This is a genomic window from Massilia pinisoli (assembly GCF_024753285.1).
Lineage (GTDB): Bacteria > Pseudomonadota > Gammaproteobacteria > Burkholderiales > Burkholderiaceae_D > Telluria > Telluria pinisoli.
This window is the reverse complement of sequence record NZ_JANUGW010000024.1, coordinates 41,759-66,507: the sequence shown is the minus strand read 5'-3', so window position 1 is coordinate 66,507 and position 24,749 is coordinate 41,759. Positions and strand designations below refer to the sequence as shown.

At 65.6% G+C, this 24,749-nt stretch carries 18 protein-coding genes; 8 read left to right on the top strand and 10 right to left on the bottom strand.

Features of this window, described 5'->3' with window-relative positions:
* Nucleotides 1-46: 46 nt before the first annotated feature.
* The 4 genes from NX784_RS24400 to NX784_RS24385 are packed head-to-tail and all read right to left on the bottom strand — an operon-like array spanning nucleotide 47 to nucleotide 5,374.
* Nucleotides 47-1,297: an MFS transporter gene (locus tag NX784_RS24400; protein ID WP_258819278.1), complete on the bottom strand. Its 1,251-nt coding sequence runs from the start codon at nucleotides 1,295-1,297 to the stop codon at nucleotides 47-49.
* 34 nt (nucleotides 1,298-1,331) lie between these two features.
* Nucleotides 1,332-1,976: a beta-phosphoglucomutase gene (gene pgmB / locus NX784_RS24395; protein WP_258819277.1), complete on the bottom strand. Its 645-nt coding sequence runs from the start codon at nucleotides 1,974-1,976 to the stop codon at nucleotides 1,332-1,334.
* The gene (locus NX784_RS24390; RefSeq protein ID WP_258819276.1) at nucleotides 1,973-4,306 is read right to left on the bottom strand and encodes a glycoside hydrolase family 65 protein; all 2,334 of its coding nucleotides are present in this window, start codon (nucleotides 4,304-4,306) and stop codon (nucleotides 1,973-1,975) included. The genes pgmB and NX784_RS24390 overlap by 4 nt, the downstream gene beginning before the upstream one ends.
* 60 nt (nucleotides 4,307-4,366) lie before the next feature.
* On the bottom strand, nucleotides 4,367-5,374 hold the full coding sequence (locus NX784_RS24385) for a LacI family DNA-binding transcriptional regulator (protein WP_258819275.1): 1,008 nt from the start codon (nucleotides 5,372-5,374) through the stop codon (nucleotides 4,367-4,369).
* 242 nt (nucleotides 5,375-5,616) lie between these two features.
* Between NX784_RS24385 and NX784_RS24380 the strand changes: the two genes are divergently transcribed.
* The 3 genes from NX784_RS24380 (at nucleotide 5,617) to NX784_RS24370 (ending at nucleotide 11,654) form a co-directional block, all read left to right on the top strand.
* Nucleotides 5,617-8,091 (top strand): TonB-dependent receptor, encoded by a 2,475-nt coding sequence (locus NX784_RS24380; protein WP_258819274.1) that lies wholly within the window; start codon nucleotides 5,617-5,619, stop codon nucleotides 8,089-8,091.
* A gap of 142 nt (nucleotides 8,092-8,233) precedes the next feature.
* Nucleotides 8,234-8,434: a hypothetical protein gene (locus NX784_RS24375; protein ID WP_258819273.1), complete on the top strand. Its 201-nt coding sequence runs from the start codon at nucleotides 8,234-8,236 to the stop codon at nucleotides 8,432-8,434.
* Between the two features lie 361 nt (nucleotides 8,435-8,795).
* A complete protein-coding gene (locus tag NX784_RS24370) occupies nucleotides 8,796-11,654 on the top strand; it encodes a TonB-dependent receptor (protein ID WP_258819272.1) in 2,859 nt (952 codons plus the stop codon).
* A gap of 454 nt (nucleotides 11,655-12,108) precedes the next feature.
* On the opposite strand, the gene NX784_RS24365 is transcribed toward NX784_RS24370, so the two are convergent.
* The 3 genes from NX784_RS24365 to NX784_RS24355 all read right to left on the bottom strand — a co-directional run bounded on the left by NX784_RS24365 (nucleotide 12,109) and on the right by NX784_RS24355 (nucleotide 14,422).
* The gene (locus NX784_RS24365; protein ID WP_258819271.1) at nucleotides 12,109-12,921 is read right to left on the bottom strand and encodes a prohibitin family protein; all 813 of its coding nucleotides are present in this window, start codon (nucleotides 12,919-12,921) and stop codon (nucleotides 12,109-12,111) included.
* 149 nt (nucleotides 12,922-13,070) lie between these two features.
* Entirely contained in the window at nucleotides 13,071-13,544 is a 474-nt protein-coding gene (locus NX784_RS24360; RefSeq protein ID WP_258819270.1) for an AtaL-like protein, read from the bottom strand.
* A 14-nt stretch (nucleotides 13,545-13,558) separates the two neighbouring features.
* Nucleotides 13,559-14,422, bottom strand: a complete 864-nt coding sequence (locus tag NX784_RS24355; RefSeq protein ID WP_258819269.1) for an NmrA/HSCARG family protein — start codon at nucleotides 14,420-14,422, stop codon at nucleotides 13,559-13,561.
* Between the two features lie 113 nt (nucleotides 14,423-14,535).
* On the opposite strand from NX784_RS24355, the gene NX784_RS24350 reads away from it, so the two are divergent.
* Complete coding sequence (locus tag NX784_RS24350) at nucleotides 14,536-15,414, top strand: LysR family transcriptional regulator (RefSeq protein ID WP_258819268.1); 879 nt, start codon at nucleotides 14,536-14,538, stop codon at nucleotides 15,412-15,414.
* Here NX784_RS24350 and NX784_RS24345 read toward each other — a convergent pair.
* The 3 genes from NX784_RS24345 to NX784_RS24335 all read right to left on the bottom strand — a co-directional run bounded on the left by NX784_RS24345 (nucleotide 15,399) and on the right by NX784_RS24335 (nucleotide 19,751).
* Complete coding sequence (locus NX784_RS24345) at nucleotides 15,399-16,154, bottom strand: hypothetical protein (protein WP_258819267.1); 756 nt, start codon at nucleotides 16,152-16,154, stop codon at nucleotides 15,399-15,401. The genes NX784_RS24350 and NX784_RS24345 overlap by 16 nt on opposite strands.
* Before the next feature lie 56 nt (nucleotides 16,155-16,210).
* Nucleotides 16,211-17,779, bottom strand: coding sequence for a sensor domain-containing diguanylate cyclase (locus NX784_RS24340; protein WP_258819266.1), 1,569 nt, complete (start codon nucleotides 17,777-17,779; stop codon nucleotides 16,211-16,213).
* 94 nt (nucleotides 17,780-17,873) lie between these two features.
* Complete coding sequence (locus NX784_RS24335) at nucleotides 17,874-19,751, bottom strand: potassium transporter Kup (protein ID WP_258819265.1); 1,878 nt, start codon at nucleotides 19,749-19,751, stop codon at nucleotides 17,874-17,876.
* Between the two features lie 227 nt (nucleotides 19,752-19,978).
* Here NX784_RS24335 and NX784_RS24330 point away from each other — a divergent pair, with 227 nt between their 5' ends.
* The 4 genes from NX784_RS24330 to kdpB all read left to right on the top strand — a co-directional run bounded on the left by NX784_RS24330 (nucleotide 19,979) and on the right by kdpB (nucleotide 24,748).
* On the top strand, nucleotides 19,979-20,620 hold the full coding sequence (locus NX784_RS24330; RefSeq protein ID WP_258819264.1) for a P-loop NTPase family protein: 642 nt from the start codon (nucleotides 19,979-19,981) through the stop codon (nucleotides 20,618-20,620).
* A gap of 11 nt (nucleotides 20,621-20,631) precedes the next feature.
* Nucleotides 20,632-20,724, top strand: coding sequence for a potassium ABC transporter ATPase (locus NX784_RS24325; RefSeq protein WP_258819263.1), 93 nt, complete (start codon nucleotides 20,632-20,634; stop codon nucleotides 20,722-20,724).
* A gap of 85 nt (nucleotides 20,725-20,809) precedes the next feature.
* Nucleotides 20,810-22,615, top strand: a complete 1,806-nt coding sequence (gene kdpA, locus NX784_RS24315; protein WP_258819261.1) for a potassium-transporting ATPase subunit KdpA — start codon at nucleotides 20,810-20,812, stop codon at nucleotides 22,613-22,615.
* 21 nt (nucleotides 22,616-22,636) lie between these two features.
* A complete protein-coding gene (gene kdpB, locus NX784_RS24310; protein ID WP_370662970.1) occupies nucleotides 22,637-24,748 on the top strand; it encodes a potassium-transporting ATPase subunit KdpB in 2,112 nt (703 codons plus the stop codon).
* Nucleotide 24,749: the final 1 nt, after the last annotated feature.

The window sequence follows — 24,749 nt, the reverse complement described above, 5'->3', positions numbered from 1 at the left end:
GCGCACGCACCGCGTTGCATCAACGTGCACGGTCGAGCCGTCCACCCTACGCGACCACCGGAACTTCCGCGGGATTGCGGTCCACCTGCCGCTTGAACGCGTACAGGCTGCCCAGCATCAGCACGATCGGCACGAGCGTCAGGTAGAACGCGAAGTGGCCGTTGACATGCCCGAACACATAGCCCGTGATCAGCGACCCCGTCGTGCCCCCGAGCGCCGAAAAGATCACGAGCAGTCCCGTCATCGGCGCATGCTGGTGGCGCGGCAGGGAACTGAGCATCACCGAATTGATGCCCGGGTAGATCGGCGCCATGAACAGGCCGATGAGCGGAAACAGGAACGCGGCCACGGGTGCCGTCGCCCACGTCACGTGCGGATCGAGTGCGATGCCGTGCGTGAGGGGCAGCGCCAGCAGCACCGTGGCGCCCATCCCCACCATGCACGCGGTCAGCACGGGATACCAGTTCAGGCGACGCATGATGACGCCGGCCGACAATCGCCCGATCGCGAGGCAGCCCGCGTAGATGCTTGTCACCTGCACGCTCATCGCGGCGGGCAGCTTCAGGATCTCGTTGTTGAATGTGGGAAGCCACGTGCCGACGGCCTGCTCCACGAGCACGTACAGGAAGGCCGTCAGCACGAACACGCACACGAGCGGCCGCGCGAACAGGCGCAGCATCTCGATGAAGTCGGCGGCCGGGCCGCGGCTGTGCGGCGCCGCGGCGCCACGTTCGTCGAAGGACGTCGACAGCACCAGCAGGAACGTGGCCGCGCACAGGCCGGACAGCACCCAATACACGTTCAGCCAGCTGGTCGACTGCGGATGGTCGGAATCGATGAAGAAGCCGAAGATCCAGTACGCCGACAGCACGCCGACCATGAAGAAGCCTTCCAGCAGGTTCGTGATGCCGGCATGCTGCTTGCGGTCGCGCGCGACGAGGCCGATGGTCGAATACACGGACACCTTCGCCAGCGCGAACGCGACGCCCACGCACAGGAACAGCAGCTTCGCGGTGGCGAAGGCCGGGATCAGCGGCATCGCCAGCGTCGCGGCGGCGACGATCGCGAGCGCCAGCAGCATCGCCTTCTTGTAGCCGAAGCGCGGCAACGTGGAGGCGACGAGGAACGACACGATTGCGATCGGAAGATCCTTGAACCCTTCCAGCACGCTGGCCGAACCCTTGTCGACGCCGTAGTTGTGGATGACCTGCAGGATCACCGTGCCCACGCTGTTGAGCAGGATGGCGAACACGAAGTAGATGAGGAAGAGCGCGAGCAGGATGCGTCGTTGGTTCACGTTTGTCTCCGTATTTTTTATTGTCATGCACGCATCAGTAGTCGGCCAGCCGGAACGCCGCCATCGACGGTATCACACGGTCGGCGCGGTGCAGCACGTCCGGGCTGCCGACGCCGACGGCGACCATGCCCGCGTCCTTGATCGACGCGACGCCGGCGGCGGCATCTTCCACGCCCAGGCAGTCGCGCGGCTCGACGCCCAGGTGCGCGGCGGCCGTCAGGAAAATCTCCGGGTCTGGCTTGCCGTTGACGACCGTCGCAGCGTCGACGACGTCGTCGAAGCGGTCGCGGATACCGAGGCGGTCGAGCACCGTGAATGCGTTGCGGCTCACGGACGCGAGGCCGATCTTCAGGCCCGCCGCGCGTACCTCTTCCAGCGCGCGCACGGCGCCGGGCAGCAGGTCGCTCGGCGTCATCGTCGCGATCAACTCCTGATAGTGGCCGTTCTTCGCATCGGCCAGCGCACGCTTTTCGTCAGGCGTGTACGTGCGCGGCGCGCGCGCGAGGATCAGCTCCAGGGATCCCATGCGGTCGACGCCTTTCAGCTGTTCGTTGAACGCTTCGTCGAACGGCGCGCCGACGCTGTCCGCCAGGCGCTTCCACGCCAGGTAGTGATAGTGCGCCGTGTCCGTGATGACGCCATCGAGGTCGAAGATGACCGCTTTGAATCGGGTGCTCATTGTGGGTTCTCCATGCGGATGTGCGCGCGCTGCGCGTCCAGCGCGACGGGCGTGCCCGTGTGCGCGAAGTTGAGTTGGTCGCCGCGCAGCAGGCGGTAGTCGGTGCCGGTGGCGTCGATGGCGACGTCCAGCAGCGCGCCGCGCACCTGGACCTTGAAGCAGTAGCCCGTCCACTGGTCGGGCAACGTCGGTGCGAAGCGCAGGCCGGCCTCGTCGAGGCGCATGCCGGCGAAGCCGTAGGCGACGCCCAGCCACGTGCCGGCCATCGCGGCCGTGTGCACGCCGTATTGCGTGTTCGCGTGCGTGTTGTCGAGGTCCAGGCGCGCCGTCTCCATGAAGTAGCTGTACGCCTTGTCCCGATAGCCGATCTCGCTCGCGACGATGCTGAAGATGCACGAGGACAGCGAGGAATCGTGCGTCGTCACGCGTTCGTAGAAATCGAAGTCGCGGCGCTTGTCGTCCAGCGAGAATTCCTTCGACAACAGCAGCAGCGCCAGCACGACGTCCGCCTGCTTGCATACCTGGTGGCGGTAGATGACGAGCGGGTGGTAGTTGAGCAGCAGCGGATAGTTCTCCTTCGGCGTGTTCGCGAAGTCCCACACTTTCTTGGACAGGAAGCTGTCGTCCTGTTCGTGGATGCCGAGATCGTCGTCGTACGGCAGGAACATCGCGGCACTCGCTGCGCGCCACGCGCGGATCTCGGCGTCGTCCAGGCCGATGGCGTGCGCGACGCGCGCATAGTCGGCGGGCCGCTCGCTGCGCAGGCGCTCGGCGACGTCGGCCGCGAACGTCATGTGCATGCGCGCCATCGCGTTCGTGTAATAGTTGTTGTTGACGAGGGCCGTGTATTCGTCCGGGCCCGTCACCTCGTTGATGCAGAAGCGTCCCTTGCGATCGTAGCTGCCGATCCCGGTCCAGATGCGCGCCGTCTCCAGCACGATCTCGGCGCCCTGCTCCGCTATGAAGTCGAAGTCGCCCGTCGCGAGCAGGTACAGGCGGATCGAGTACGCGACGTCCGCATTGATGTGGTATTGCGCCGTGCCGGCCGGGAAGTAGGCGGAGCACTCCTCGCCCGCGATCGTGCGCCACGGGTAGAGCGCGCCCTTGTCGTGCGCCATCTGGCGCGCCCGCTCGCGCGCCTTCGGCAAGCCGTTGTAGCGGTACTGCAGCAGCGCGCGCGCGATCTCGGGGCGCGAGTACAGGAAGAACGGGAACACATAGATTTCCGTGTCCCAGAAATAGTGGCCTTCATAGCCCTCGCCCGTCACGCCCTTCGCGGCGATATTCGTCTTGCCGTCGCGGCCGACGGATTGCAGCAGGTGGAACTGATTGAAGCGCACGCCCTGCTGCAGCGCGTCGTCGCCGGCGATGGCGACGTTCGCCTCGTCCCAGAAGCGCGCGAGATACGAGGCCTGCTCCGCTGCGAGCGCGTCGAAGCCTGCATCGCGGGCGGCGGCCACTTCGGCGCGCGCGTGAGGGCCGACGGCATCGTCACCCATGTCGCGCGAGCTCGCGTACGCCACGTATTTGTGCACGGTGAACGTGGTGCCCTGCGCGACGTCGGCCTCGAACGCCTGGCCCAGTGCGACCGGTTCCACGCGCACGGCGCTTGCTGCGGACGGCACGGATGCCGTGGCCGTCGCCAATGTGAAGCCGCTGTGGCGCGTCTTCTGCAACAGCAGCACGTCCTGCGCGCCGACCTCGCGCGCCACGTCGATCAACGATGGCCCGGTCAGCGCGGACCCGACGCGCGGATCGTCGCCGGCCTGCAGGTTCGTCACGTCGGCATCGACGTCCGCAACGATACGTACCGCGCCCGAAAAATTCAGCGGCGTGACGGCGTATTCGATCGCGGCCACGTGCTTGCGCGTGAGGGATACCAGGCGGCGGCTCGCGATGCGCAGGCGCTTGCAGGTAGCGGTCTCCCACTCCACCGTGCGCACGAGGAGGCCCGTGCGGAAGTCCAGCGTGCGCTCCCACGCGAGCACGCGGCCGGTGTCCAGTGCAAAGCGTTCGCCATCGACGACGGCCGCCACGCGCTTCGCGTTCGGCACGTTCAGCATGAATTCGTTCACGCGCGCGAGGCCGTATGCGTTCTCGGGATAGCGGATCGATTCCGTGTCGTGGAAGCCGTTCAGGTACGTGCCTTCCAGTGTCTGGCCCGCAGCGCCGACGGTCCCCTCGTCCGGCGTGCCGCGCATGCCGATCCAGCCATTCCCCAACGTGAACAGGGTCTCGTGCAGGAACGCGCGCGCAGGCTCCAGCGCGTCCTCGCGGATGCGCCAGGGCTCGGCCGCGATCGCGCTATTGTTATCGATGTCATTTGTCACTTCGGTTTCCTCGTTCGTGCGCGGGGCGCGGATTCAAGCGTTATCGGTGGTAATGGGCGATCAGGTGTGGCGGACGATCAGCGTGGTGGGCAGCATTTCGGACTGCGCCGGCTGGCCTTCGATCATGGCCAGCATTTTTTTCGCGAGCAGCACGCCGCCGTCGCGCAGGTATTGGTGAACGCTCGTCAGCGGCGGCACGAAGCTGGCGGCGCCGGGCGTGTCGTCGTAGCCGATCACGGAGATGTCGTCGGGCACGCGCAGCCCCGCTTCCGTCAGCGCGCGGATCGCGCCCATCGCGAGCAGGTCGCTGGCGGCGAACAAGCCGTCGATGCTGTGGCCGCTCTTCTTTTTCAACAGCGACGTCACGCAGTCGAAGCCCGCTTCGAACGTGAACGCCTTCGGGCGCAGAATGTGCACGGTGGCGCGGCCGGACAGCGCGTCGATGAAACCGGCGCACCGTTCCTGCACCTCGGCGTGGTCGACGTCGCCGACAAAAATCAGCTTGCGCCGGCCCTGCTCCAGGAAGCGCTCGGCGACGCTGGCACCGCCCTTGCGGTTGTCGGAACCGACGACCGTGTACGTCGCGCCCTCTTCCGGCGCGCCCCACACGACGAGCGGCAACGTGGTCTGCTGCAAGGCTTTCACCGCTTCGCCATGCGAGCCCTGGCCCAGCAGGATCAGGCCGTCGGCGCCCTGCACCGGGGCCGTGTCGAGCAACTGCTTCGACGTGAGCACGACGCTGTAGCCGGCCGTCGTGAGTTCCTGCGTGATGCCGCCCAGGAGTTCGAGCGGATACGGGTCGGACATCGGCCGGCCCTTCACGGGCGTCATCTCGACGACGACGGCGACGGAATACGACCGGCGCATGCGCAGGTTGCGCGCGCTGATGTTGAAGCGGTAGCCCTGTTCCTGCGCGATCTTGCGGATCTTTTCCCGCGTGTTGTCCGTCACGAGCGGACTGTCGCGCAGGGCGCGCGATACCGTGATTGTGGAGACGCCGGCGATCTTCGCCAGGTCTTCCATCGTCACGGCCGATTCGCCGGCCAGGGGTTTCTTCGCGTGCGCCATGTTCGTTCGTTTCGGTATTGCAGAGGTAGCGATATCAGATTACTTGAGCGGACCGCATTATGACAGATTTTTTTGCCGTGTCGACAAAAAATGACATCGATAGCATTTTGATTGACATCGATGTCAATCCGATGTTTCAATGGCCGCACTTTCCTTATCGATTCATCAATCGACGGGAAAACCGGGGAGGAGACGCCCCGTAGCCAGGTCCCAATCACAGAGAGCACAATATGAACAGCCCAATGCTGAAAAACACCATGCAGTTCCCGCAACTGTCGGCAGTCGCCCTCGCCGTCCTCGCGCTCGTGGCCCAGTCCGAGGCCAGCGCCCAGCAGGCTTCGCCTGCGCCCGCGGTCCAGAACGAGATCCAGCAAGTCGTCGTGACCGGTACGGCATCGGCCTCCGGTACGCGCAAGATCGACACGAGCTTTTCGATCACGACGGCGACGGAAGAGCAGCTGAAGCAGGCCGCCCCGTCCAGCACCGCGGACGTGCTGAAGATCGTGCCGGGCGTGTACGCCGAGGCGACGGGCGGCCAGTCCGGCGCCAACATCGAGGTGCGCGGCTTCCCGTCGGGCAGCGACTCGCCGTTCGTCTCCGTACAGATGAATGGCAACCCGATCTATCCGGTTCCCGTGCTGTCGTTCTTCGAAGGCTCGTCCGCCTTCCGCCTCGACGACACGATCGAGCGCGTGGAAGTGCTGCGCGGCGGCCCGAGCACCATCTACTCGAGCGGCCAGCCGGGCGCCACGATGAACTTCATCATGAAGAAAGGCGGCGACACGCCGGAAGGCAGCCTGCGCTTCACGACGGGCACGGGCAGCCTGCGCCGCTTCGACGGCGTCTACAGCGGCAAGATCGCCGACGGCTGGTACGGCATGATCGGCGGCTTCTACCGCACGACGAACGGCGTGCGCGACGCGGGCTTCCCGGCGGACGACGGCGGCCAGCTGTCCGCATCGCTCACCCGCAAGCTGGACCAGGGCGAGCTGACCGTGTACGCCCGCTCCACGTCGGACAAGAACGCGTTCTACACGGGCGTGCCGCTGATCTCGTCGAACAACGGCCACACGATCTCGTCGTTCCCCGGCTTCGACCCGCTGCGCGGCACCCTGATGAGCAACGAGATGCGCAACTTCACGGTGGAAGCGGGTCCGGGCAAGACGCTGACGTACGACCTGGGCGACGGCCGCGGCCTGTCGTCGAACCTGATCGGCGCCGACTTCCAGCAGAAGCTGAACGGCTGGGACGTGTCGAACAAGTTCAACTACTTCAAGGGCGACCTGAACACGATCGCCATGTTCACGGGTAACAACCCGCTGAGCGCGGCCGACTACGTCAGCCAGGCCATCGCATCGAGCAACGGCAACGCGGCCGTACTGGCGGCGGCCGGCGCGCCGGCCACGAGCGGCGCCATCACGTACGTCAACGGCGGCGGCGCCGTCGCGGCGGATCAGCAAGTCGTGCAGGCGGGCCTGTGGGCCGTCGAGAAGAAGCTGCGCTCGTTCACGGACGAATTCCGCGTCAGCCGCGACATCGGCTACAACAACACGATCACGGCCGGCGCCTACGTGGCGAACTACTCGTCGCACGACGTCTGGTACCTCGGCAACAGCCACCTGATGACGGCGACGCCGAACGCGCGCCTCATCAACGTCCAGCTGAACAACGGTGCCGTCATCGCCAAGAACGGCACGGACGGCAACGTGTTCTACGCACCGGTGGCATCGTACGACGGCCACAACACGGCGGTATTCCTCGCCGACGAATGGCGCATCAACGACCGCATCAAGGTCGATGCCGGCATGCGCCACGAGAAGCAGCACATCTCGGGCACGATCTCGAACCTGACGTCGGCCGACACGGACAACAATCCGCTGACCGTGTACAACAACGGCACCTCGATGCCGAGCGGCAGCTTCACGGGACTGTCGCGCGACGACACCGCCAACTCGTTCACCGCGGGCGGCCTGGTCAAGCTGACGAAGGATTCCAGCGTGTTCGTGCGCGCCAATCAGGGCCACACGTTCATCTACTTCGACGACCTGCGCAACGCCGGCAGCCAGGACGTCGTGAACGACCGCAACCGCGTCCCGACGCCGAAGGTCACGCAGTACGAGATCGGCTACAAGACGGCCACGCCGCTGTACAGCGCGTACGTGAACGCGTTCTACACGGACTTCACGGGCATCTCGTTCCAGCAGATCACGACGAACGGCGTGCTGTATTCGGTGAGCGGCTCGCACGGCAAGGGCGTGGAATTCGAACTCGCCGTGCGCCCCATCACTGGCCTGCAACTGCAGCTGACGGGCGACTGGCAGGACTCCACGTACAAGGACAACCCATCCATCTCCGGCAACCAGGTGCAGCGCCAGCCGAAGTTCCAGTACCGCTTCTCGCCGAGCTACCGTCTGCCGATCGGCGACTACGCGCCGGGCGTCGCTTCGCTGCGCTTCTACGGCACGTACGCGCACGTGGGCGCGCGCTGGGCGGACCAGCAGAACACCCAGTACCTGCCGTCGTATAACACGCTGGACCTGGGCATCCTGGCCGAGCTGTCGGACAAGCTGGAATTCCGCGTCACGGGCACGAACGTCAACAACGCGCTGGGCCTGACCGAAGGTAACTCGCGCCTCGTCGGCGCCAGCGTTGGGCCCATCAACGCCCGTCCTATCTTCGGCCGCGCGTGGGAGGCTTCGCTGACCTACCGTTTCTGATGTAGCGCTTCTCCTCTTCTGCTGTACCCTCTTGGCGGGACTTCGGTCCCGCTTTTTTTTGCTCGTCGCCGTATGACTCGCGCCATTTGATGCTAGCCTGTGAAGGAAAGGCGACCTGCCCAGGCCCGCACCGGAGGTATCGATGACCGCCGTAAAAGTCTACCGTTTCGCGCAGCAGCCGATCGACAATGACGCGACGTTATCGCATGCTTACGCGACGATGGAATTCATCATCCGCAACAAGCTGACTGCCGTGCCGGACAGCGAGATGGATGTCGACCCAACGCACGTCGACCAGGACGGACGCTACCTCGGGTTGAACAGCAGCAATCCCACCCATTGACTGGTGCGTCAACTCACGTCATCCGGAAAGACACGTTTGTTGCCGATCCGCTACGTTCCGACCCGCACGGCCTTGGCGGCCGCTTGATTTCTCCGCTTCGTGATCGCTTTACTCATTGCGGCTGATCACGCTCGTTTTCCCTTCCTCTCGGCACTGTTTTCCCCTCTGTAAAACGTGCTTTTTGGCCATTTTCTGTATGCAAAATGCATGCCAGCATTTGTTGTCAAACAGACTATGTTGATATCGAAATCGATATGAGAAACCCAGAAAAATTGATTGGATCGATAATCGCTGGGTCTCTAACATGATTTAACAGCCAGGTTGGGAAGTAAATTTTCATAACTACAAATACAGGAGACGTATGAAATCGCAAGCATCTGCACGTCCATTGGTCTTGAAGCTGAGCGTGACTGCCCTGATGGGCGCCGGCCTGCTCACAAGCGCCTCGGTATGGGCGCAAGCGGCCGCCGACAAGACCGAGCCGGTCGAAACCGTGGTCGTCACGGGCCTCAGGGCATCGCTGAGCAAGAGTCTGGCGCTCAAGCGCACCAACGACCAGGTCGTGGAATCGATCGTCGCCGAAGACATCGGCAAACTGCCCGACAACAACGTCGTCGAAGCGCTGCAGCGCGTGACGGGTATCCAGGTCACCGACCGCGCCGGCGGCGAGGTCGGCACCCTGTCCATCCGTGGTATGCCCGACGTCCAGACCACCTGGAACGGCCGCACGATTTTTACCGCATCCGGCGCGCAGGTCGCGCTCCAGGACATTCCGTCGACCCTGGTCCGCCAGATCGACGTCTACAAGACGCGCGACGCCAGCCAGTTGGAAACCGGGATCGCAGGACAGATTGACGTCAAGTCGCTGCGTCCGTTCGATTTCAAGGGTGCGAAAATTTCGCTTTCGGCGCGTGAAACCTATCTCGAACCCGCGAAAAAGGCGAACCCGCAGCTCAGCGCCTTGTTAAGTAACCGCTGGAAAACCGACGCCGGCGAATTCGGTGCCCTGGTCAATCTGTCGGATACCAAGACGAAATACCGCAATGAAAGCGTGGCGCCGGGTGCGATGGTGCCGTTTGTCAGCCCCAATGCCGCCGAAGATCCCGCAGGTTATACGCCCCTGCAGCGCATCTTCGACAATAAAGTCTGGGCGCCTGGTACCCGTACCGGCTTGCCGATGGCTGCCGGTTCGACGCTGGATTTCAACGGCAAAGCGTATCCTTATTACCTGTCGCGTGACGCCGTTTTCCAGAGCGACCTCAAGGGAGAGCGTGAACGTCCTGCCGCCAATATCGCCTTGCAGTGGAAACCGAACAGCGATTCGGTCTACACCTTCGAATCGATGTACAACGGTTATCGTAACAAGACCTTCAACCAGTTGCTGTTCAGCTTTGTCGACTGGTGGGGCGATCTCGGCAGCAACCCTGCGGGCTCGATCACGACCTTCCCGGGAACGAACGTCATCAGGAGCCGTACGGTCAATAACGTCTATGGCTTCAACAGCGGCGACTACACCACCTCGGCAACGGATTCCTACGTATATGCGCTGAACGGCAAGTGGAACGTTGGCGACCGTCTGAAGCTGGACGGTGATCTGTCGTACCAGACCAGCACCTTCCACTCGGAATTCACGGCCACCCGGATCGATCGCGTCGCGCCGTCCATCAACGTCAACTTCAATGACGGCAGCAATAACACGTCGTTCCATTTCAATAACGATGCCGACCTGGTCGACCCGACCAAGTGGAATGTCGCGCAGTTCTACGATAACGCCAACCGCAACAAGGGCAGCGCCGCGACGGCCAATCTGTCGGGCATCTTTGATGCCGACTGGGGTGCGCTGGAGACGATCCACTTCGGCGCGCGCTTCGACGACCGCAAGGCGTCGGAGGCCAACCGCACGCAATCGGCCTTCCTGGGCCGCAACCTCGGCTCGCTGGACCCGGCGTATTCCTCCACCAACGCGAACTTCGGCACGGACATCTCGGACGTTCCGCGCTCGTGGATCGAGCCGAATGCCTACTACATCCGCGACCATATCGACGACTGGCGTAACCTTTATCACTCGGTCGACGCGAACTTCATGACGACGGACCAACTGCGCTTGCAGAAGACGTTCGAGGTCGATGAAAAGACGACCAACCTGTTCGTGATGGGGAATACCCAGAACGAGCTGTTCGGCCATCCCCTGCGCGGCAATTTCGGCGTGCGCTACGTCAAGGTCAAAACCGACATGACGTTCTACAAGGTGGATGCCACCACCAAGGCCGTCACGCCGACCGGCGCCAGCAAGTCGACGAGCAAGCTGCTGCCGAGCATGACCCTGATTTACGAGCCATCCAAGGACGTCATGGTGCGCGCCAACTACGGTGAAACGCTGCGCCGCCCGAACTTCGGTGATCTGAATCCTGTCTATCAACTCGCCGACGACGTGTCGCGGGTTGGTTATGGCTCGGGCAGCGGCGGCAATCCGGACCTGAAACCGACGCAGTCGAAGAACCTCGACCTGACGGCTGAATGGTATTTCCAGAAGGACAGTGCACTCTACGGCACGCTGTTCAAGCGCAAGATCGACGGCCTGGTCGTGCCCTTGCGTCGCAGGGTTCACGTCGATCCGGCGAACGATCCGTACCGTAACTCGACCGGAGGCGGCGACCATACGAACGGCTATGACTACGTCATTACCTCGCCGACCAACGCCTCGAACGGCACCATGAAGGGCGCCGAGCTCGGCTTGATCTACTTCCCGAAGTGGCTGCCGAGCGTGCTGGACGGTCTGGGCATCCAGGGCAGCTATACGCGACTCACGTCGTCGCAGAACGTGCCCGAGGCCAATGATGCCGGCATCATCGTCTCGCAGCTCGAGACACCGTTCTTCGGCGTGTCCAACAAGTCGTACAACGCCACGCTGGCTTATGAAAAAGGCCCGATCAGCGCGCGCTTGTCCCAGGTCTGGCGCTCCGGCTTCCTGGCCACCAACGAAGCCGCCCTGTTTGCCAATCCGATCGGTATCTGGCGTCATCCGGAAAAGAGCGTGGACATGCAGATCTCCTACAAGATCAACGACAACATGTCGTTCGATATCAGTGGTGTCAACCTGACCAACGAAGTGCAACAGGCGTACTACCACTTCGGCACTGCGGGTAACGCGCAGCTGACGAATTTCGGTACGCTCCAGATCGGACGTTCGGTCTCGGCTGCAGTTCACTGGAAGCTGTAAACCTCGACGGTCAAAACGATCCGCCAGCAAGACAGGGCGTTGCTCGGTTCATACCGGCAACGCCCTTTTTTTGGATTAGGCAGCCGGGAGAGCATGCGTGAACGGTGAAGTGAAGGCGAGACGGCATGACGAAAAAAAGCTGCCGTTCAACCCGGCAAAGTGCCTTGCTGGACTTATTCGTCGCCAAGGCTAAAGTTGTACGCCCGCTTCTGCCATGCTTCTTCCGGATCAGGGTCAAACACACATGCAGAAAGTGCCTCCAAGGCCGACAGTAGACCAACCTGGACGCCTGCAATCGCCCTTAAGCGGTCACTACGCTCCGAGTCCGCTTCATACAGCTTCAGCCGTGAGACTCAGCATAGCAGCTTGTCGAGCCGCAAAAGTCGCCGAATATCACGACCGAAACATGGACGCCACGGTACGCCTGTCAAAGTCTATCGTTCGTCCACAACGCTCACTTCGCTGCGCCAGCCACATTGATGAACGGCACCGCCCCACCGGCCACGCTGGGCAGCTTGCCATCCCACTTCTCGATCGCCATGCGCTGGTTCTCCATCTCGCGCAGGCGGATCAGTTCCGGCGTCACCTGCTGGCGCTGCACGGCCAGCGACTCGGCCTCGGCCTTCGCCTGCGCCACGCGCTGTTTCGCTTCCACCTCGATGCGCTGCAGGTCGCGTTCCGCCTTCAGCTTCAGCTGCTCGGCCGTCGTCTTCGCTTCGATCGCGTCGTTGAATGAACGCGAGAAATTGAAGTTCACGATCGAGAACTCGTCGACCATGATGCCGTGCCGCGCCAGCCGTTCGCGCAACTGCGCGATGATCTGGTCGCGCACGTCGGTGCGCTTGGCGATCAGCTCTTCCGCCGTGAAGCGCGCCGTGACGGCCTTCACGGCTTCCTGCACGGACGGAATGATGATGCGCTGGCCGGGCTCGTTGCCCAGGTCGCGGAACACGGTCACCGCGGCGTCTGGCCGCACGTGGTAGTTCAGCGCCACGCGCGTGTGCACGGTCTGCAGGTCGCGCGACGCGGCGTCACCCTCGCCTTCCCCCTTCTGGATCGAGACGTTGACGAGGTTCAGCCTTTGCGCCAGCGGCACGCGGAAGTGGATGCCCTCGCTCAGCACCTGGTCGCTCGGGCTGCCAAACGTCGTCATCACGCCGCGGTAGCCGGCCGGCACCGTGCCGAACGGCGCCAGCGCGAACAACAGGATTACCACGACCACCGCGGCGACGAGCTTCATCCCCGCATTCAAAGACCTTCCGTTCATGTTGCATCCCTTTCAGCTTGGTTCCGCCGATCGCTTCCGGATCGGCGGGTCGTCATATGTCTTGACGATGGACAAAGTGTATAGCTGTCAGGCGAGCAAAAGAATCAGAAATATCAGAGGTTCGACTGCGGGAAAGCCGAAGCTGGCCGTCAGAGCCGGCCCCCGACGACGAGCTCGCGCGTGCGCTTCAAGGTCGACAGCAAGGCGGTCTTGTACCCCTTCTCGCTGTCCATCCACGCCTGCTCGGCCTGTTCTTCCAGGCCGCCCGGCGCCTTGTCGCGCAAGCCTGTGTAGCAATAAAACTTCAGGCACAGCGCGCCCGTCTCGTCCTCGAACAATTCGTTGACGATCACGCCTTCGCGCGGCCCGCTCGCCTGGAAGAACGAGACCTTGTGTCCGGGCTCGAACACGATGATCTCGCGCAGGTCGGCGCCGCCGATGGTGGCGTCGCGCACGATGTGCGTGGCGCTTTCCTCGACGACGACGCAGCGGGTGCACAGGTTGGGCGGCAGGAATTCGCGGGCGTCGCGCGCCTTCAGTACGAGGCCGTTCCAGGCCTGGGTGCGCGTCAGCGGGGTTTCGCCGTCCGGATTGACGGGAACGGTGGCGGTCGAATAGATCATGATGTTCTCCTCGTTCAGGCGGCGATGCCAGCGGCGAAGTCGCGGTACGTGCGCAGCGGACGGCCCAGTAGCGCGGTCAAGCGGTCGACGTCGCCCGCTGCCGGCACCATGCCGTCGGTAAGGAAGCGCTCACTCATCAGGCGCATGTCGTAGGCCATCCAGGCCGGCATGAACTGGCGCAGGTTCTGTTCAAAGCCGGCCGTGTCGTCGCCGCCGTAGGTCACGGTGCGGCCCAGCACGGCCGACCAGATGGCGGCGACGTCCCCGCCCGTCAGCGTGTCCGGGCCGACGAGGTTGATGCGTTCGAGCGGCAGCGGCCGGGTGGCTTCGGCGCGGCGGATCAATTCGATCGCCGCGATCTCGCCGATGTCGCGCGCATCGATCATCGCGAGGCCCTTCGCGCCGATCGGCATCGGGTACGTGCCGTAGCCGAGCATGACGTCCTTGATCGTCACGTCGTTGTCCATGAAGTAGGCGGGACGCAGGATCGTGGCCGAAAAGCCCATGCGCTCGATCATCCGCTCGACGCCGAACTTGCCCGCGAAGTGAGGCACGTTGACGTACAGATCGCTGTGGATGACGGACAAGTACACGACCCGGTCCACGCCCGCTTCCCGCGCCACGTTCAGGGTGACGAGCGCCTGCGTGAATTCGTCGGGCACGACCGCGTTGAGCAGGAACAAGGTCGACACGCCGTCGAACGCGCGGCGCAGCGCGTCCACGTCCAGCAGGTCGCCCTGCACGACATCGACGCCGGCCGGGAAGTCGGCTTTGGCAGGGTCGCGGACGAGCGCACGCACCTTGGCGCCGCGTTGTACGAGTTGGTTGACGACATGGCGGCCCACATTGCCCGTTGCGCCGGTGACGAGGATGGTCATGGTGTTCTCCTGTTTGAAGTTGAGAGTTGTCGGTTGACGCTTCACAGCTTAGGCGTCCCAACAGCGATCCGATAGACGGTAGAATTGGACATCCCGTCTCACAGGTGGAACACATGGATTTACTTGCCCTCGCCGATTTCAACCTCGTCGCCCGCCACGGCGGCTTCGGCCGCGCCGCACGGGCGAGCGGCCGACCGAAGGCGACGCTGTCGCGCCGCGTCGCGGAACTGGAGGCGGGCCTCGGCCTGCGCCTGCTCGAACGGGGCGCGCGGACGCTCAAGCTCACGCAGGAGGGCCGCGCGCTGCACGAGCGCACGGCGGCATTGCTGACGGAGATCGACGAGACGGCGGCCGCGCTCACATCCGGCGGCGACCGTCCGCGCGGCCGGATGCGCATCAGCGCCCCGCTGCTGTTCTCGCAGACGGCGATGGGCAAGCTGGCCGCGGGGTTCGCGCTGCGCTACCCGGACGTGCGTCTGGAAGTGACGACGGACGACCGGCCCGTGGACATGATCGAGGAAGGCTACGACCTCGTGATCCGCGTGAATCCCGATCCCGATGACAACCTCATCGGTCGCATCTTCCTGCGCGACCGCCTGGTTGTCGTCGCGGCCCCGTCGCTCGCGCGACCGGCGGACGGCGTGCCCGTCCCCGCCGTCGTGCGCGACGAAGGCAGCCGCGCGTGGGCCGTGACGGGACAGCCCGCCATCGCCATCGCGCCCGTGCTGCGGCTGTCGTCGCTCATGATGGTGCGCGATGCGGTGCGGACGGGCATCGGCGCCGCGTGCCTGCCCGTCTCCCTCGTCGGCCGCGACCTCGCCGCCGGCACGCTGGTCTGCTGGGGCGACGTGGACGGGCCGGAGATCGCCCTGTGGGCGCTGTACCCGTCACGGCGCCTGCTGAGCGCGCGCGTGTCCGCCTTCCTCGACTGGATCAAGGAAGCGTTTCCGCGCGGGACGCCGGACGAGCTGGCGAACTATCTCGGCGCTTGATCGACGAGGAAGCGGAACGTGGGTTCGATGTTGCGCGCGTGCAGGTGGCGGACGATGTCGTCCAAGGTGGCATCCTTCAGCAGCAGGCCGTCGGGCGCGCCGCCGTCACGCGGGGCCGAGGCGGCGGCTGCCCGCACCGGTGCCGGCGCTGCCGTGGCCGTCAGACGCGCCAGCGCGGCCTGGAACTGCTCGGCGCCGATGCTCTCGAGTCCGTCGAGGAACGCGACCTGTCCCGGCGCCGGCGGCGCCATCTCGAGCCCCGATTCGTCCGCGAACGAGGCACCCATGCCGGGATGGATGAACGCGGCCCAGCGGCCCGTCGCCGCGTCCAGGCACGGCGGCAGCTCGACGGGCGCGCCGACGACGGCATCGGCCGGCGGCAGCGTGTCGGGCCACAGGCGGGCAAGGCCATCGACGAAGCGGCGTACGTCGGCCAGCGGAATGGGCATCGCCAGCGACAGCCACAACACATAGCCGCCCGCGCTCGCAACGCTCACGGCCGGCGCGGGAAAGCCGAACTCCGCCTGCAGGGCGTTCGCGACGGTGCACAGCCGGTCCCAATGGTGGGCGTCCTCGCCGGCCGCCCTGCGGAACGGGAGCACGATGGCGCGCGTGACCCCGTCCGATGTGAGGTCGACGGGCGCGCATGCCCGGCCTTCCCCGCGTTGCGTCAACGCCTGCGCTGCCGGGCTGCCCGGCAGCAGGTACAGGCGGATCAATTCCGAAATCAGCTTTTCCATGGTGTCCTCGACGTCGAACGGGCCGCCATTCTGACACAACCACGTTCAGCCCGGCCTCAGGCCGCCGCAGCGTGGCCCTCGCGCGCGACGACGCGGTTGCGCCCCGCGCCCTTCGCTTCGTACAGCAGGCGGTCGGCCACGTCGACCCAGGCCAGCGGATCGTTGCGGTCCGCCAGCGCGGGATGGCCGACGTACAGGCCCATGCTGAGCGTGACGCGGCCGGCGGGATTGTCCTGGTGGCGCAGGTCGAGGCCGGCCACCGCGGCGCGGATGCGGTCGGCCACGGCTTGCGCGCCGGCGAGGTCGGTGTCGGCCAGGATGACGGCGAATTCCTCGCCGCCGTAGCGCGCCGCGAGGTCGGCGGGACGGCGCGCGCCGGCCGCGATGGCGCCGGCCACCCGGCGCAGGCAATCGTCGCCGGCCACGTGGCCGTAGCGGTCGTTGTACAGCTTGAAGTGGTCGATGTCGATCATGACGAGGGCGAACGGCGCGCCGCTGCGGCGCGCGCGCTCGTACTCGCGCACGAGACGGTCCTCGAACAGGCGGCGGTTGGCGAGGCCCGTCAGGCTGTCGCTGTCGGCCAGGTTCTGCAGCGACGCGTTGTGGCGCTGCAGCGCCGCACTCGCGCGGCGCAGGTCGCCTTCGAGCCGCTCGCGGATGCGGATCTGGGTCACGAGGAGGCCGCCGGCCCAGGCCAGCAACAGCAGCGCGGCCAGTCCCAGCACGGCCGTCTGCAGCGTGCTGCGGCGCCAGCCGGCGAGGATCTCGTCCACGGCCACGCCGCACGCGACGAACAGCGGAAAGCCCTGCAGGTGGCGGTAGCTGTACATGCGCTCGATGTTGTCGATGCGGGGCGTCAGCGTGACCGATCCCGGCTTGGCATTGTTCTGCGCGAGTTGCCAGATGGTGCCGTTGCGGATGTCCATGCCGACCTGGTCCTCGTTGAACGGCCGGCGGAAGATCAGCGTGCCGTTGTCGAGCGCAAGGACGATGGTGCCGTTCTTGCCGACGTCGAAACTCTCGTAGAAGCGGCCGAACCAGGCCAGGTTCAGGGTGGCCAGCGCCACCCCGGCGAAGCTGCCGTCGGGCGCTTCGATGCGGCGCGACAGCGGCAGTATCCAGGCGCCCGTCGAGCGGCTGCGCACGGGCACGCTCACGTGCGTGCCCCGCTCGTTGTGCAGCAGGTGGTACTGGAAATACTCGCGGTCGAAATTATTGCCCTGCATGGGCCGCGGCAGCGACGACGTCAGCCACTTGCCGTCCGGGCCGTACACGAACAGGCCGTGCAGCTCGCCCACGTCGTGCGTGATGGTGCGCAGCCGCTGCGTGAGGCGCGCGGCCGCGGCGTCGTCCATGCCGTCGTGTTCGATGCGCTCGACCATCTCGGCAAGCACGGCGTCGCCCAGCTTGATCGACGTTTCCGCGTGCGACGCGAGGGCGCGTGCCATATTGGCCGTGGTGACGCGGCTGTCGTCCAGCTCCGTCTGATATGCACGCCACGCGCTCCACGCCTGCAGGGCGGCCAGCAACACGCAAAAACACGACAGCAAAACGATGGCGAGCGTCGCCAGCGGACGGCGCGATCCGTCGGGCACGGGCAATGCGGGGTCGGCGGGTTTGTCCATGCGGTGCTCCGGATCCTCTCGGCCCCCAGCTTAGCCGCGTCGCGGCGCCGCGTCCACCGGCGCACGGCATACGGGCCGTCGCTCGCGCTAGATGCTAGATTTCCACTTGCGTGCCCAGTTCGATGACCCGGTTGGTCGGAATGCGATAGTAGTCGGCGGCATCGCGCGCGTTGCGCTGCATCGCGACGTACAAGTGCTCGCGCCACGGCGCCATGCCGCCGCCCGGTGTCGAGATCACGGTCTGGCGCGCAACGAAGAACGACGTCTGCATCATGTCGAACGGCAGTCCGTGCGCCGCGCATTGCTCGAGGACGTCGGGGATGTCCGGCTCGTCCTTGAAACCGAACCTGACGTCGACCTGGTGGCAGCCGTGCCCCAATGCCGTGATGCGGATCCGCGCCGACGCGTCGACCCGGGGCTCGTCCGCGATGTGCACGGTAAGAAACACGACGCGTTCATGCAATACCTTGTTGTGCAAGAGATTGTGCAACATCGCATGAGGTACGCCATCGCTCTCGCCGCGCAGGAAGATGGCGGTGCCGGGAACCCGCGTCGGCGGGGCAATGAACAATGACTCCAGGAAAGCATCGAGCGGAATGGCATGCTTTTGCAGATTGTCGAACACCTGCTGGCGGCCGCGGCGCCAGGTCAGCATCACGGTGAACAGCAGCACGCCCAGCGTCAGCGGGAACCAGCCGCCATGCAGCAGTTTCAGCACGTTGGCCGAGAAGAAGGCCGCGTCGATCACGAAGAACAAGCCGGTCGCGCCCAGGCACAGCAGCAGGTTCAGGCGCCAGCGGTAGCGGATCACGAAATAGGTGAGGATTGTCGTCGCCAGCATCGTCGCCGTGACCGCGATGCCGTATGCCGACGCCAGGTTGTCGGACGAACCGAATCCGATCACGGCCAGCAGCACCGCGATCAGTTGCAGCCAGTTGACGAGCGGAAGATAGACCTGGCCGATCTCGCGCTCCGACGTGTGCACCGTGCGCATGCGCGGCAGGAAGCCCAGCGCGATCGCTTCCTTCGTCATCGAGAACGTGCCGGAAATCGTCGCCTGCGACGCGATGACTGTCGCGATGGTCGACAGCACCACGAGCGGATACACGCTCCAGGCACCCAGTTGCTGGTAGAACGGATTGACGATCGCATCCGGCCGGGCCAGCAGCAGGCCGCCCTGGCCGAGATAGTTCAGCGCGAGCGACGGAAAGGCAACGGCGAACCACGCGAGCCGGATCGGCGCGCGGCCGAAGTGGCCCATGTCGGCATACAGCGCCTCGGCGCCCGTGAAGGCCAGCACGATCGCGCCGAGCGCGAGAAACCCCGTGCCGCGGTTGTCGATGAAGAAGCGCAGCGCGTGCCACGGATTCAAGGCGACGAGGATGCCGGGGCTCTCGACGATGTTCAGCACGCCCATCGCCGCCAGCGCCGCGAACCACAGCAGCATGATGGGGCCGAACCAGCGGCCGATGCCCGCGGTGCCATGGCGCTGCGCCGCGTACAGGCCGACCAGGACGACGATCGTCAGCGGCACCACGTAGGCCTTCAGCGCCGGCGTGGCGACTTCCAGACCTTCGATCGCCGACAGCACGGAAATGGCCGGCGTGATCACGCTGTCGCCGTAGAACAGCGATGCGCCGAACACGCCGATCAGCAGGAGCGCGACGTGCAGCCGCTGGCGGTTGCCGATGGCGCCCAGCGCGAGCGCCAGCAGCGCCATGATGCCGCCCTCGCCGCGGTTGTCCGCGCGCAGGACCAGCGTCACGTACTTGAAGGAGACGATGATGGTCAGGCCCCAGAAAATCAGCGACACGACGCCAATCAGGTTGGCCGGCGTGAGGGCCAGCCCGTGCTCGGGATCGAACACGGTCTTCAACGAATACAGCGGGCTGGTGCCGATGTCGCCGTAGACGATGCCGACGGCGGCCAGCGCGAGGCCGGCGACGTTCTTCTTGTTGTGCTGCGTATCCAACCAGATTCTCCAGGCAATGTTCGTGACCGGTATCGTACCGGCCGGCCCGTAAAGATTTTGTAAAAACAGCGCCGCGGCCGGTCGTCCGCGCCATATAAACAGAGCCTTTATCCGGGCCGGACGTCTTTTTAGAAAATTTTTACGTGCCCTTTCCTACACTCCTGGCATCGCAATCAACGACAGCAAGGAGTGCACATGCAGGCAGCGAATTCCGGAGTGGCAGGGACATGATCGTCACGATCGTTCACGCCGCCCTGCCGGCCGCCGGCGCCCAGCTGGCGGCAAACCTGGCGCTGCTGCGCGGGCGCCACGGACGGCAGGTGTCGTTGCTGGACGCCAGCCCGGAGCGGACGTGCGCGCGGTGGGGCCTCGACCGCGCACGGTCGCGCCTGCGCCCGGCTGTCGCCGCCCGCGCGGTGTCCGGCGGCAGCTTCGCCGACGCCCTGGAACGGCTCGCCTCGCACCATCACGACGTCGTCATCGACACCGACGGCGCCGACAGTCCCGATTGCCGCCGTGCGCTGATCGCGGCCCGCGTCGCGCTGGTTCCGCTCGTGGCCGAACACGCCGACGGCGGCCGCGACCTCGTCAAGCGGCTCGCCAACGCACGCATGTTCAATCCCGGCCTGCGCGTGCTGTTCGTGGCGGTGGGCGGCGAACGCGATCCGGCGCCCGCGGCATGGGCCGCCATGCGCGCGTTCGCGGACCAGGTGCCGGCGGCACGCGTCGCAGCGACCATCGTGCACCTGCCGGCGCTGCATTGGGGCGCCCACGTGCCCGGGCGCTGTGCGAGCGACATCGACGGCAGCGCCGGTGCCGCCGAGATGGCGGCCCTGTACGCGGAGGTCTACCGGTTTTTTCAAGAATGAGGAAAAGTCACATGGATATCGTCTTCATCGGCGCCATCGTCCTGTTCGCCGCCCTGACCTGGGGCATGGCAAGCGGCTGCGCCAAACTCGGAGAACGCAAATGACACTGTTCTACCTGATCGGCGCCAGCGCATCCGGCGCCCTGCTCGCGTACCTGCTGTACGCCATGTTCTGCGCGGAGGACCTGTGATGGACATCCGTTCGCTGGCGCTGCCGGCGCTGCTTTTCGCGATCCTGCTGGCCACGTCGTGGCCGCTCGGGATCCTGCTCGCGCGCGTGGCCGAAGGCGGCCGCGTGCGCGGCTTCGGCTGGCTGCATCGCTTCGAAACCTCTCTCTACCGCGCGGCCGGCGTCGACGCGGGCGCGGGCATGGACTGGAAAGCCTATGCGCTGGCCCTGCTGGCATTCAATGCGCTCGGCACGCTGGTCGTCTACGTGCTGCAGCGGACGCAGGCATGGCTGCCGCTGAATCCGCAGGGCATCGCCAACGTCAGCCCCGATTCGGCGTTCAACACCGCCGTCAGCTTCGTCAGCAATACCAACTGGCAGGGCTACAGCGGCGAGCAGGCGATGAGCTACCTCACGCAGATGCTCGCCCTCACGTGCCAGAACTTCTTCTCGGCCGCCACCGGCGTCGCCGTCGTGTTCGCGCTGATCCGCGGCTTCTCGTCGAAGTCCGCGCGCGCCATCGGCAACTTCTGGGTCGACGTCACCCGCACCACGCTGTACGTGCTGCTGCCGTTGTCGCTCGTGTTCGCCGTGTTCCTGATGGGCCAGGGCGTGATCCAGAACTTCTCGAGCTACCGGGAAGTCCAGTTGCTCGAACCGCTCACGTACACGCAGCCGCAGACGGGCGCGGACGGCCAGCCCGTGCTGGACGCGAAAGGCCAGCCCGTCACCGAGACGCTGACCACAACGACGCAGACGATCGCGATGGGCCCGGTGGCGTCGCAGGAAGCCATCAAGATGCTGGGCACGAACGGCGGCGGCTTCTTCAACGCCAACTCCGCCCATCCTTATGAAAATCCGACGCCGTTGTCGAACCTGTTCCAGATGGTGGCCATCTTCCTGATCCCCGCCGGGCTGTGCTTCGCGTTCGGCCGCCTCGTCGGAGACCGCCGCCAGGGCTGGGCGATCCTGGCAGCCATGACGTTCCTGTTCGTCGTAATGACGGCATGCGTGATGACGGCCGAGCACCAGGCCCACCCGGCGCTCACCGCGCTGGGCATCGACCAGCAGGCGAGCCCCCTGCAGGCGGGTGGCAACATGGAAGGCAAGGAGACCCGCTTCGGCATCGACGCGTCCGCGCTGTTCGCCGCGGTCACGACGGCCGCGTCATGCGGCGCGGTGAACGCGATGCACGATTCGTTCACGCCGCTGGGCGGCGCCGTGCCCCTGCTGCTGATCCAGTTCGGCGAAGTGATCTTCGGCGGCGTCGGCTCCGGCCTGTACGGCATGCTGATCTTCGCGATCATGGCCGTGTTCATCGCCGGCCTGATGATCGGCCGCACGCCGGAATACCTGGGCAAGAAGATCCAGGCCTACGAAATGAAGATGACGTCGGTCGCCATCCTCGTCACGCCCGTGCTGGTGCTGGCCGGCACTGCGATCGCGGTGCTGACGGCGGCCGGCCAGGCCGGCGTCGCCAACCCCGGCGCGCACGGCTTCTCGGAAATCCTGTACGCGTTCAGCTCGGCCGCCAACAACAACGGCAGCGCGTTCGCCGGCCTGTCCGTCAACACGCCGTTCTACAACTGGATGCTGGCGATCGCGATCTGGTTCGGGCGCTTCGGCGTCATCGTTCCGGTGCTGGCGATCGCCGGTTCGCTCGCGGCCAAGCAGCGCCTGCAGACGACGGCCGGGACCATGCCCACGCATGGCCCGATGTTCGTGGGCCTGCTGGTCGGCGTGGTCGTGCTGGTCGGCGTGCTGAACTACGTGCCCGCGCTCGCGCTCGGCCCCGTCGTCGAACACCTGCAGCTGTTTGCCAAATAATCTGGAGTCGCCATGAACCAAATGAATTCCCCGGTGACGGCACCCGCGGCCGCGCCGGCCGATGCGGCGTCGGGCCAGCGCCTGTCGATGTTCGACACGACGCTGTTCGGCCCCGCCATCGTCGACGCCTTCAGGAAGCTCGGCGTGCGCACGCAGCTGCGCAGCCCCGTCATGTTCGTCGTGTACGTCGGCAGCATCGTCACGACCCTGCTGTACGTGCAGGCGCTGCTCGGGAACGGCGAAGCACCGACCGGCTTCATCCTCGCCTGCGCAATCTGGCTGTGGTTCACGGTGCTGTTCGCGAACTTCGCGGAAGCGCTGGCCGAAGGCCGCAGCAAGGCGCAGGCGGCCTCGCTGCGCGGCCTGAAGGAAGCCGTGACCGCGAAGAAGCTGGCCGTGCCGAAGCACGGCACCACGTGGTTGCCCTGCCCCGCCACCGACCTGCGCAAGGGCCACCACATCCTGATCGAGGCCGGCGACGTGGTGCCCATCGACGGCGACGTCGTCGAAGGCGTCGCCTCGGTGGACGAGAGCGCGATCACGGGCGAATCGGCACCGGTGATCCGCGAATCCGGTGGCGATTTTTCCAGCGTCACCGGCGGCACGCGCATGCTGTCCGACTGGCTGGTCGTGAGGGTGACGGCGAACCCCGGCGAGACCTTCCTCGACCGCATGATCGCGATGGTCGAAGGCGCGAAGCGCAAGAAGACCCCGAACGAGATCACCCTGACGATCCTGCTCGTGGCGCTCACCATCGTGTTCCTGGTCGTCACGGTGACCCTGCTGCCGTTCTCGCTGTACGCGGTGGAGGTGGCCAAGGCCGGCACGCCCGTCACGATCACCGTGCTGATCGCGCTGCTCGTCTGCCTGATCCCGACCACCATCGGCGGCCTGCTGTCTGCCATCGGCGTGGCGGGCATGAGCCGCATGATGCGCGCCAACGTCATCGCGACGTCCGGCCGCGCGGTGGAAGCCGCGGGCGACGTCGACGTCCTCCTGCTCGACAAGACCGGCACCATCACGCTCGGCAACCGCCAGGCGGCCGCCTTCCTGCCCGCGCCGGGCGTGACGGAGCGCGACCTGGCCGACGTGGCGCAACTGGCGTCGCTGGCCGACGAGACGCCGGAAGGCCGCAGCATCGTGGTGCTGGCCAAGCAGCGCTTCAACATCCGCCAGCGCGAGCTGGAAAGCCTGCACGCCGTGTTCGTGCCGTTTTCCGCGCAGACCCGCATGAGCGGCGTCGATTGCGGCGAGCGCCGCATCCGCAAGGGCGCGTTCGACGCCGTGCGGCGCCACGTCGAGGCGCTCGGCATGCCCTTCCCGCCCGAGGTCGCGCGCACCGTCGAAGACGCCGCCCGGCGCGGCAGCACGCCACTCGTCGTGGCCGACGGCGAGCGCGTGATGGGCGTCGTCGAGCTGAAGGACATCGTCAAGGGCGGCATCAAGGAACGCTTCGCCGAACTGCGCCGCATGGGCATCAAGACCGTGATGATCACCGGCGACAACAAGCTGACGGCCGCCGCGATCGCCGCCGAGGCCGGGGTCGACGACTTCCTCGCGGAGGCCACGCCGGAGGACAAGCTGAAGCTGATCCGGCAGTACCAGTCGGACGGCCGCATGGTGGCGATGACGGGCGACGGCACCAACGACGCGCCGGCGCTCGCGCAGGCCGACGTGGCGGTGGCGATGAATTCCGGCACCCAGGCCGCGAAGGAGGCGGGCAATATGGTGGACCTCGACTCGAACCCCACGAAGCTGCTGGAGATCGTCGAGATCGGCAAGCAGATGCTGATGACGCGCGGCGCGCTGACCACGTTCTCGATCGCCAACGACGTGGCCAAGTACTTCGCGATCATCCCGGCCGCCTTCGTCGGCACCTATCCGCAACTGAAGGCGCTCGACGTCATGCACCTTGCCAGCCCGTCGTCGGCGATCATGTCGGCACTGATCTTCAACGCGCTGATCATCGTGTTCCTGATTCCACTCGCGCTGCGCGGCGTGCGCTACCGCGCGATCGGCGCCACCGCCCTGCTGCGCCGCAACCTGCTCGTCTACGGCATCGGCGGTATCATTCTGCCGTTCATCGGCATCAAGCTGATCGACCTGCTGCTGGCGGCGCTCGGCCTCGTCTGAA

Bases quoted from the DNA above. Each gene is read 5' to 3' on its own strand.
- pgmB (WP_258819277.1), bottom strand. From the start codon at position 1,976: ATGAGCACCCGATTCAAAGCGGTCATCTTCGACCTCGATGGCGTCATC.
- NX784_RS24385 (WP_258819275.1), bottom strand. From the start codon at position 5,374: ATGGCGCACGCGAAGAAACCCCTGGCCGGCGAATCGGCCGTGACGATG.
- NX784_RS24380 (WP_258819274.1), top strand. From the start codon at position 5,617: ATGCTGAAAAACACCATGCAGTTCCCGCAACTGTCGGCAGTCGCCCTC.
- NX784_RS24375 (WP_258819273.1), top strand. From the start codon at position 8,234: ATGACCGCCGTAAAAGTCTACCGTTTCGCGCAGCAGCCGATCGACAAT.
- NX784_RS24370 (WP_258819272.1), top strand. From the start codon at position 8,796: ATGAAATCGCAAGCATCTGCACGTCCATTGGTCTTGAAGCTGAGCGTG.
- NX784_RS24365 (WP_258819271.1), bottom strand. From the start codon at position 12,921: ATGAACGGAAGGTCTTTGAATGCGGGGATGAAGCTCGTCGCCGCGGTG.
- NX784_RS24360 (WP_258819270.1), bottom strand. From the start codon at position 13,544: ATGATCTATTCGACCGCCACCGTTCCCGTCAATCCGGACGGCGAAACC.
- NX784_RS24355 (WP_258819269.1), bottom strand. From the start codon at position 14,422: ATGACCATCCTCGTCACCGGCGCAACGGGCAATGTGGGCCGCCATGTC.
- NX784_RS24350 (WP_258819268.1), top strand. From the start codon at position 14,536: ATGGATTTACTTGCCCTCGCCGATTTCAACCTCGTCGCCCGCCACGGC.
- NX784_RS24345 (WP_258819267.1), bottom strand. From the start codon at position 16,154: ATGGAAAAGCTGATTTCGGAATTGATCCGCCTGTACCTGCTGCCGGGC.
- NX784_RS24340 (WP_258819266.1), bottom strand. From the start codon at position 17,779: ATGGACAAACCCGCCGACCCCGCATTGCCCGTGCCCGACGGATCGCGC.
- NX784_RS24330 (WP_258819264.1), top strand. From the start codon at position 19,979: ATGATCGTCACGATCGTTCACGCCGCCCTGCCGGCCGCCGGCGCCCAG.
- NX784_RS24325 (WP_258819263.1), top strand. From the start codon at position 20,632: ATGGATATCGTCTTCATCGGCGCCATCGTCCTGTTCGCCGCCCTGACC.
- kdpA (WP_258819261.1), top strand. From the start codon at position 20,810: ATGGACATCCGTTCGCTGGCGCTGCCGGCGCTGCTTTTCGCGATCCTG.
- kdpB (WP_370662970.1), top strand. From the start codon at position 22,637: ATGAATTCCCCGGTGACGGCACCCGCGGCCGCGCCGGCCGATGCGGCG.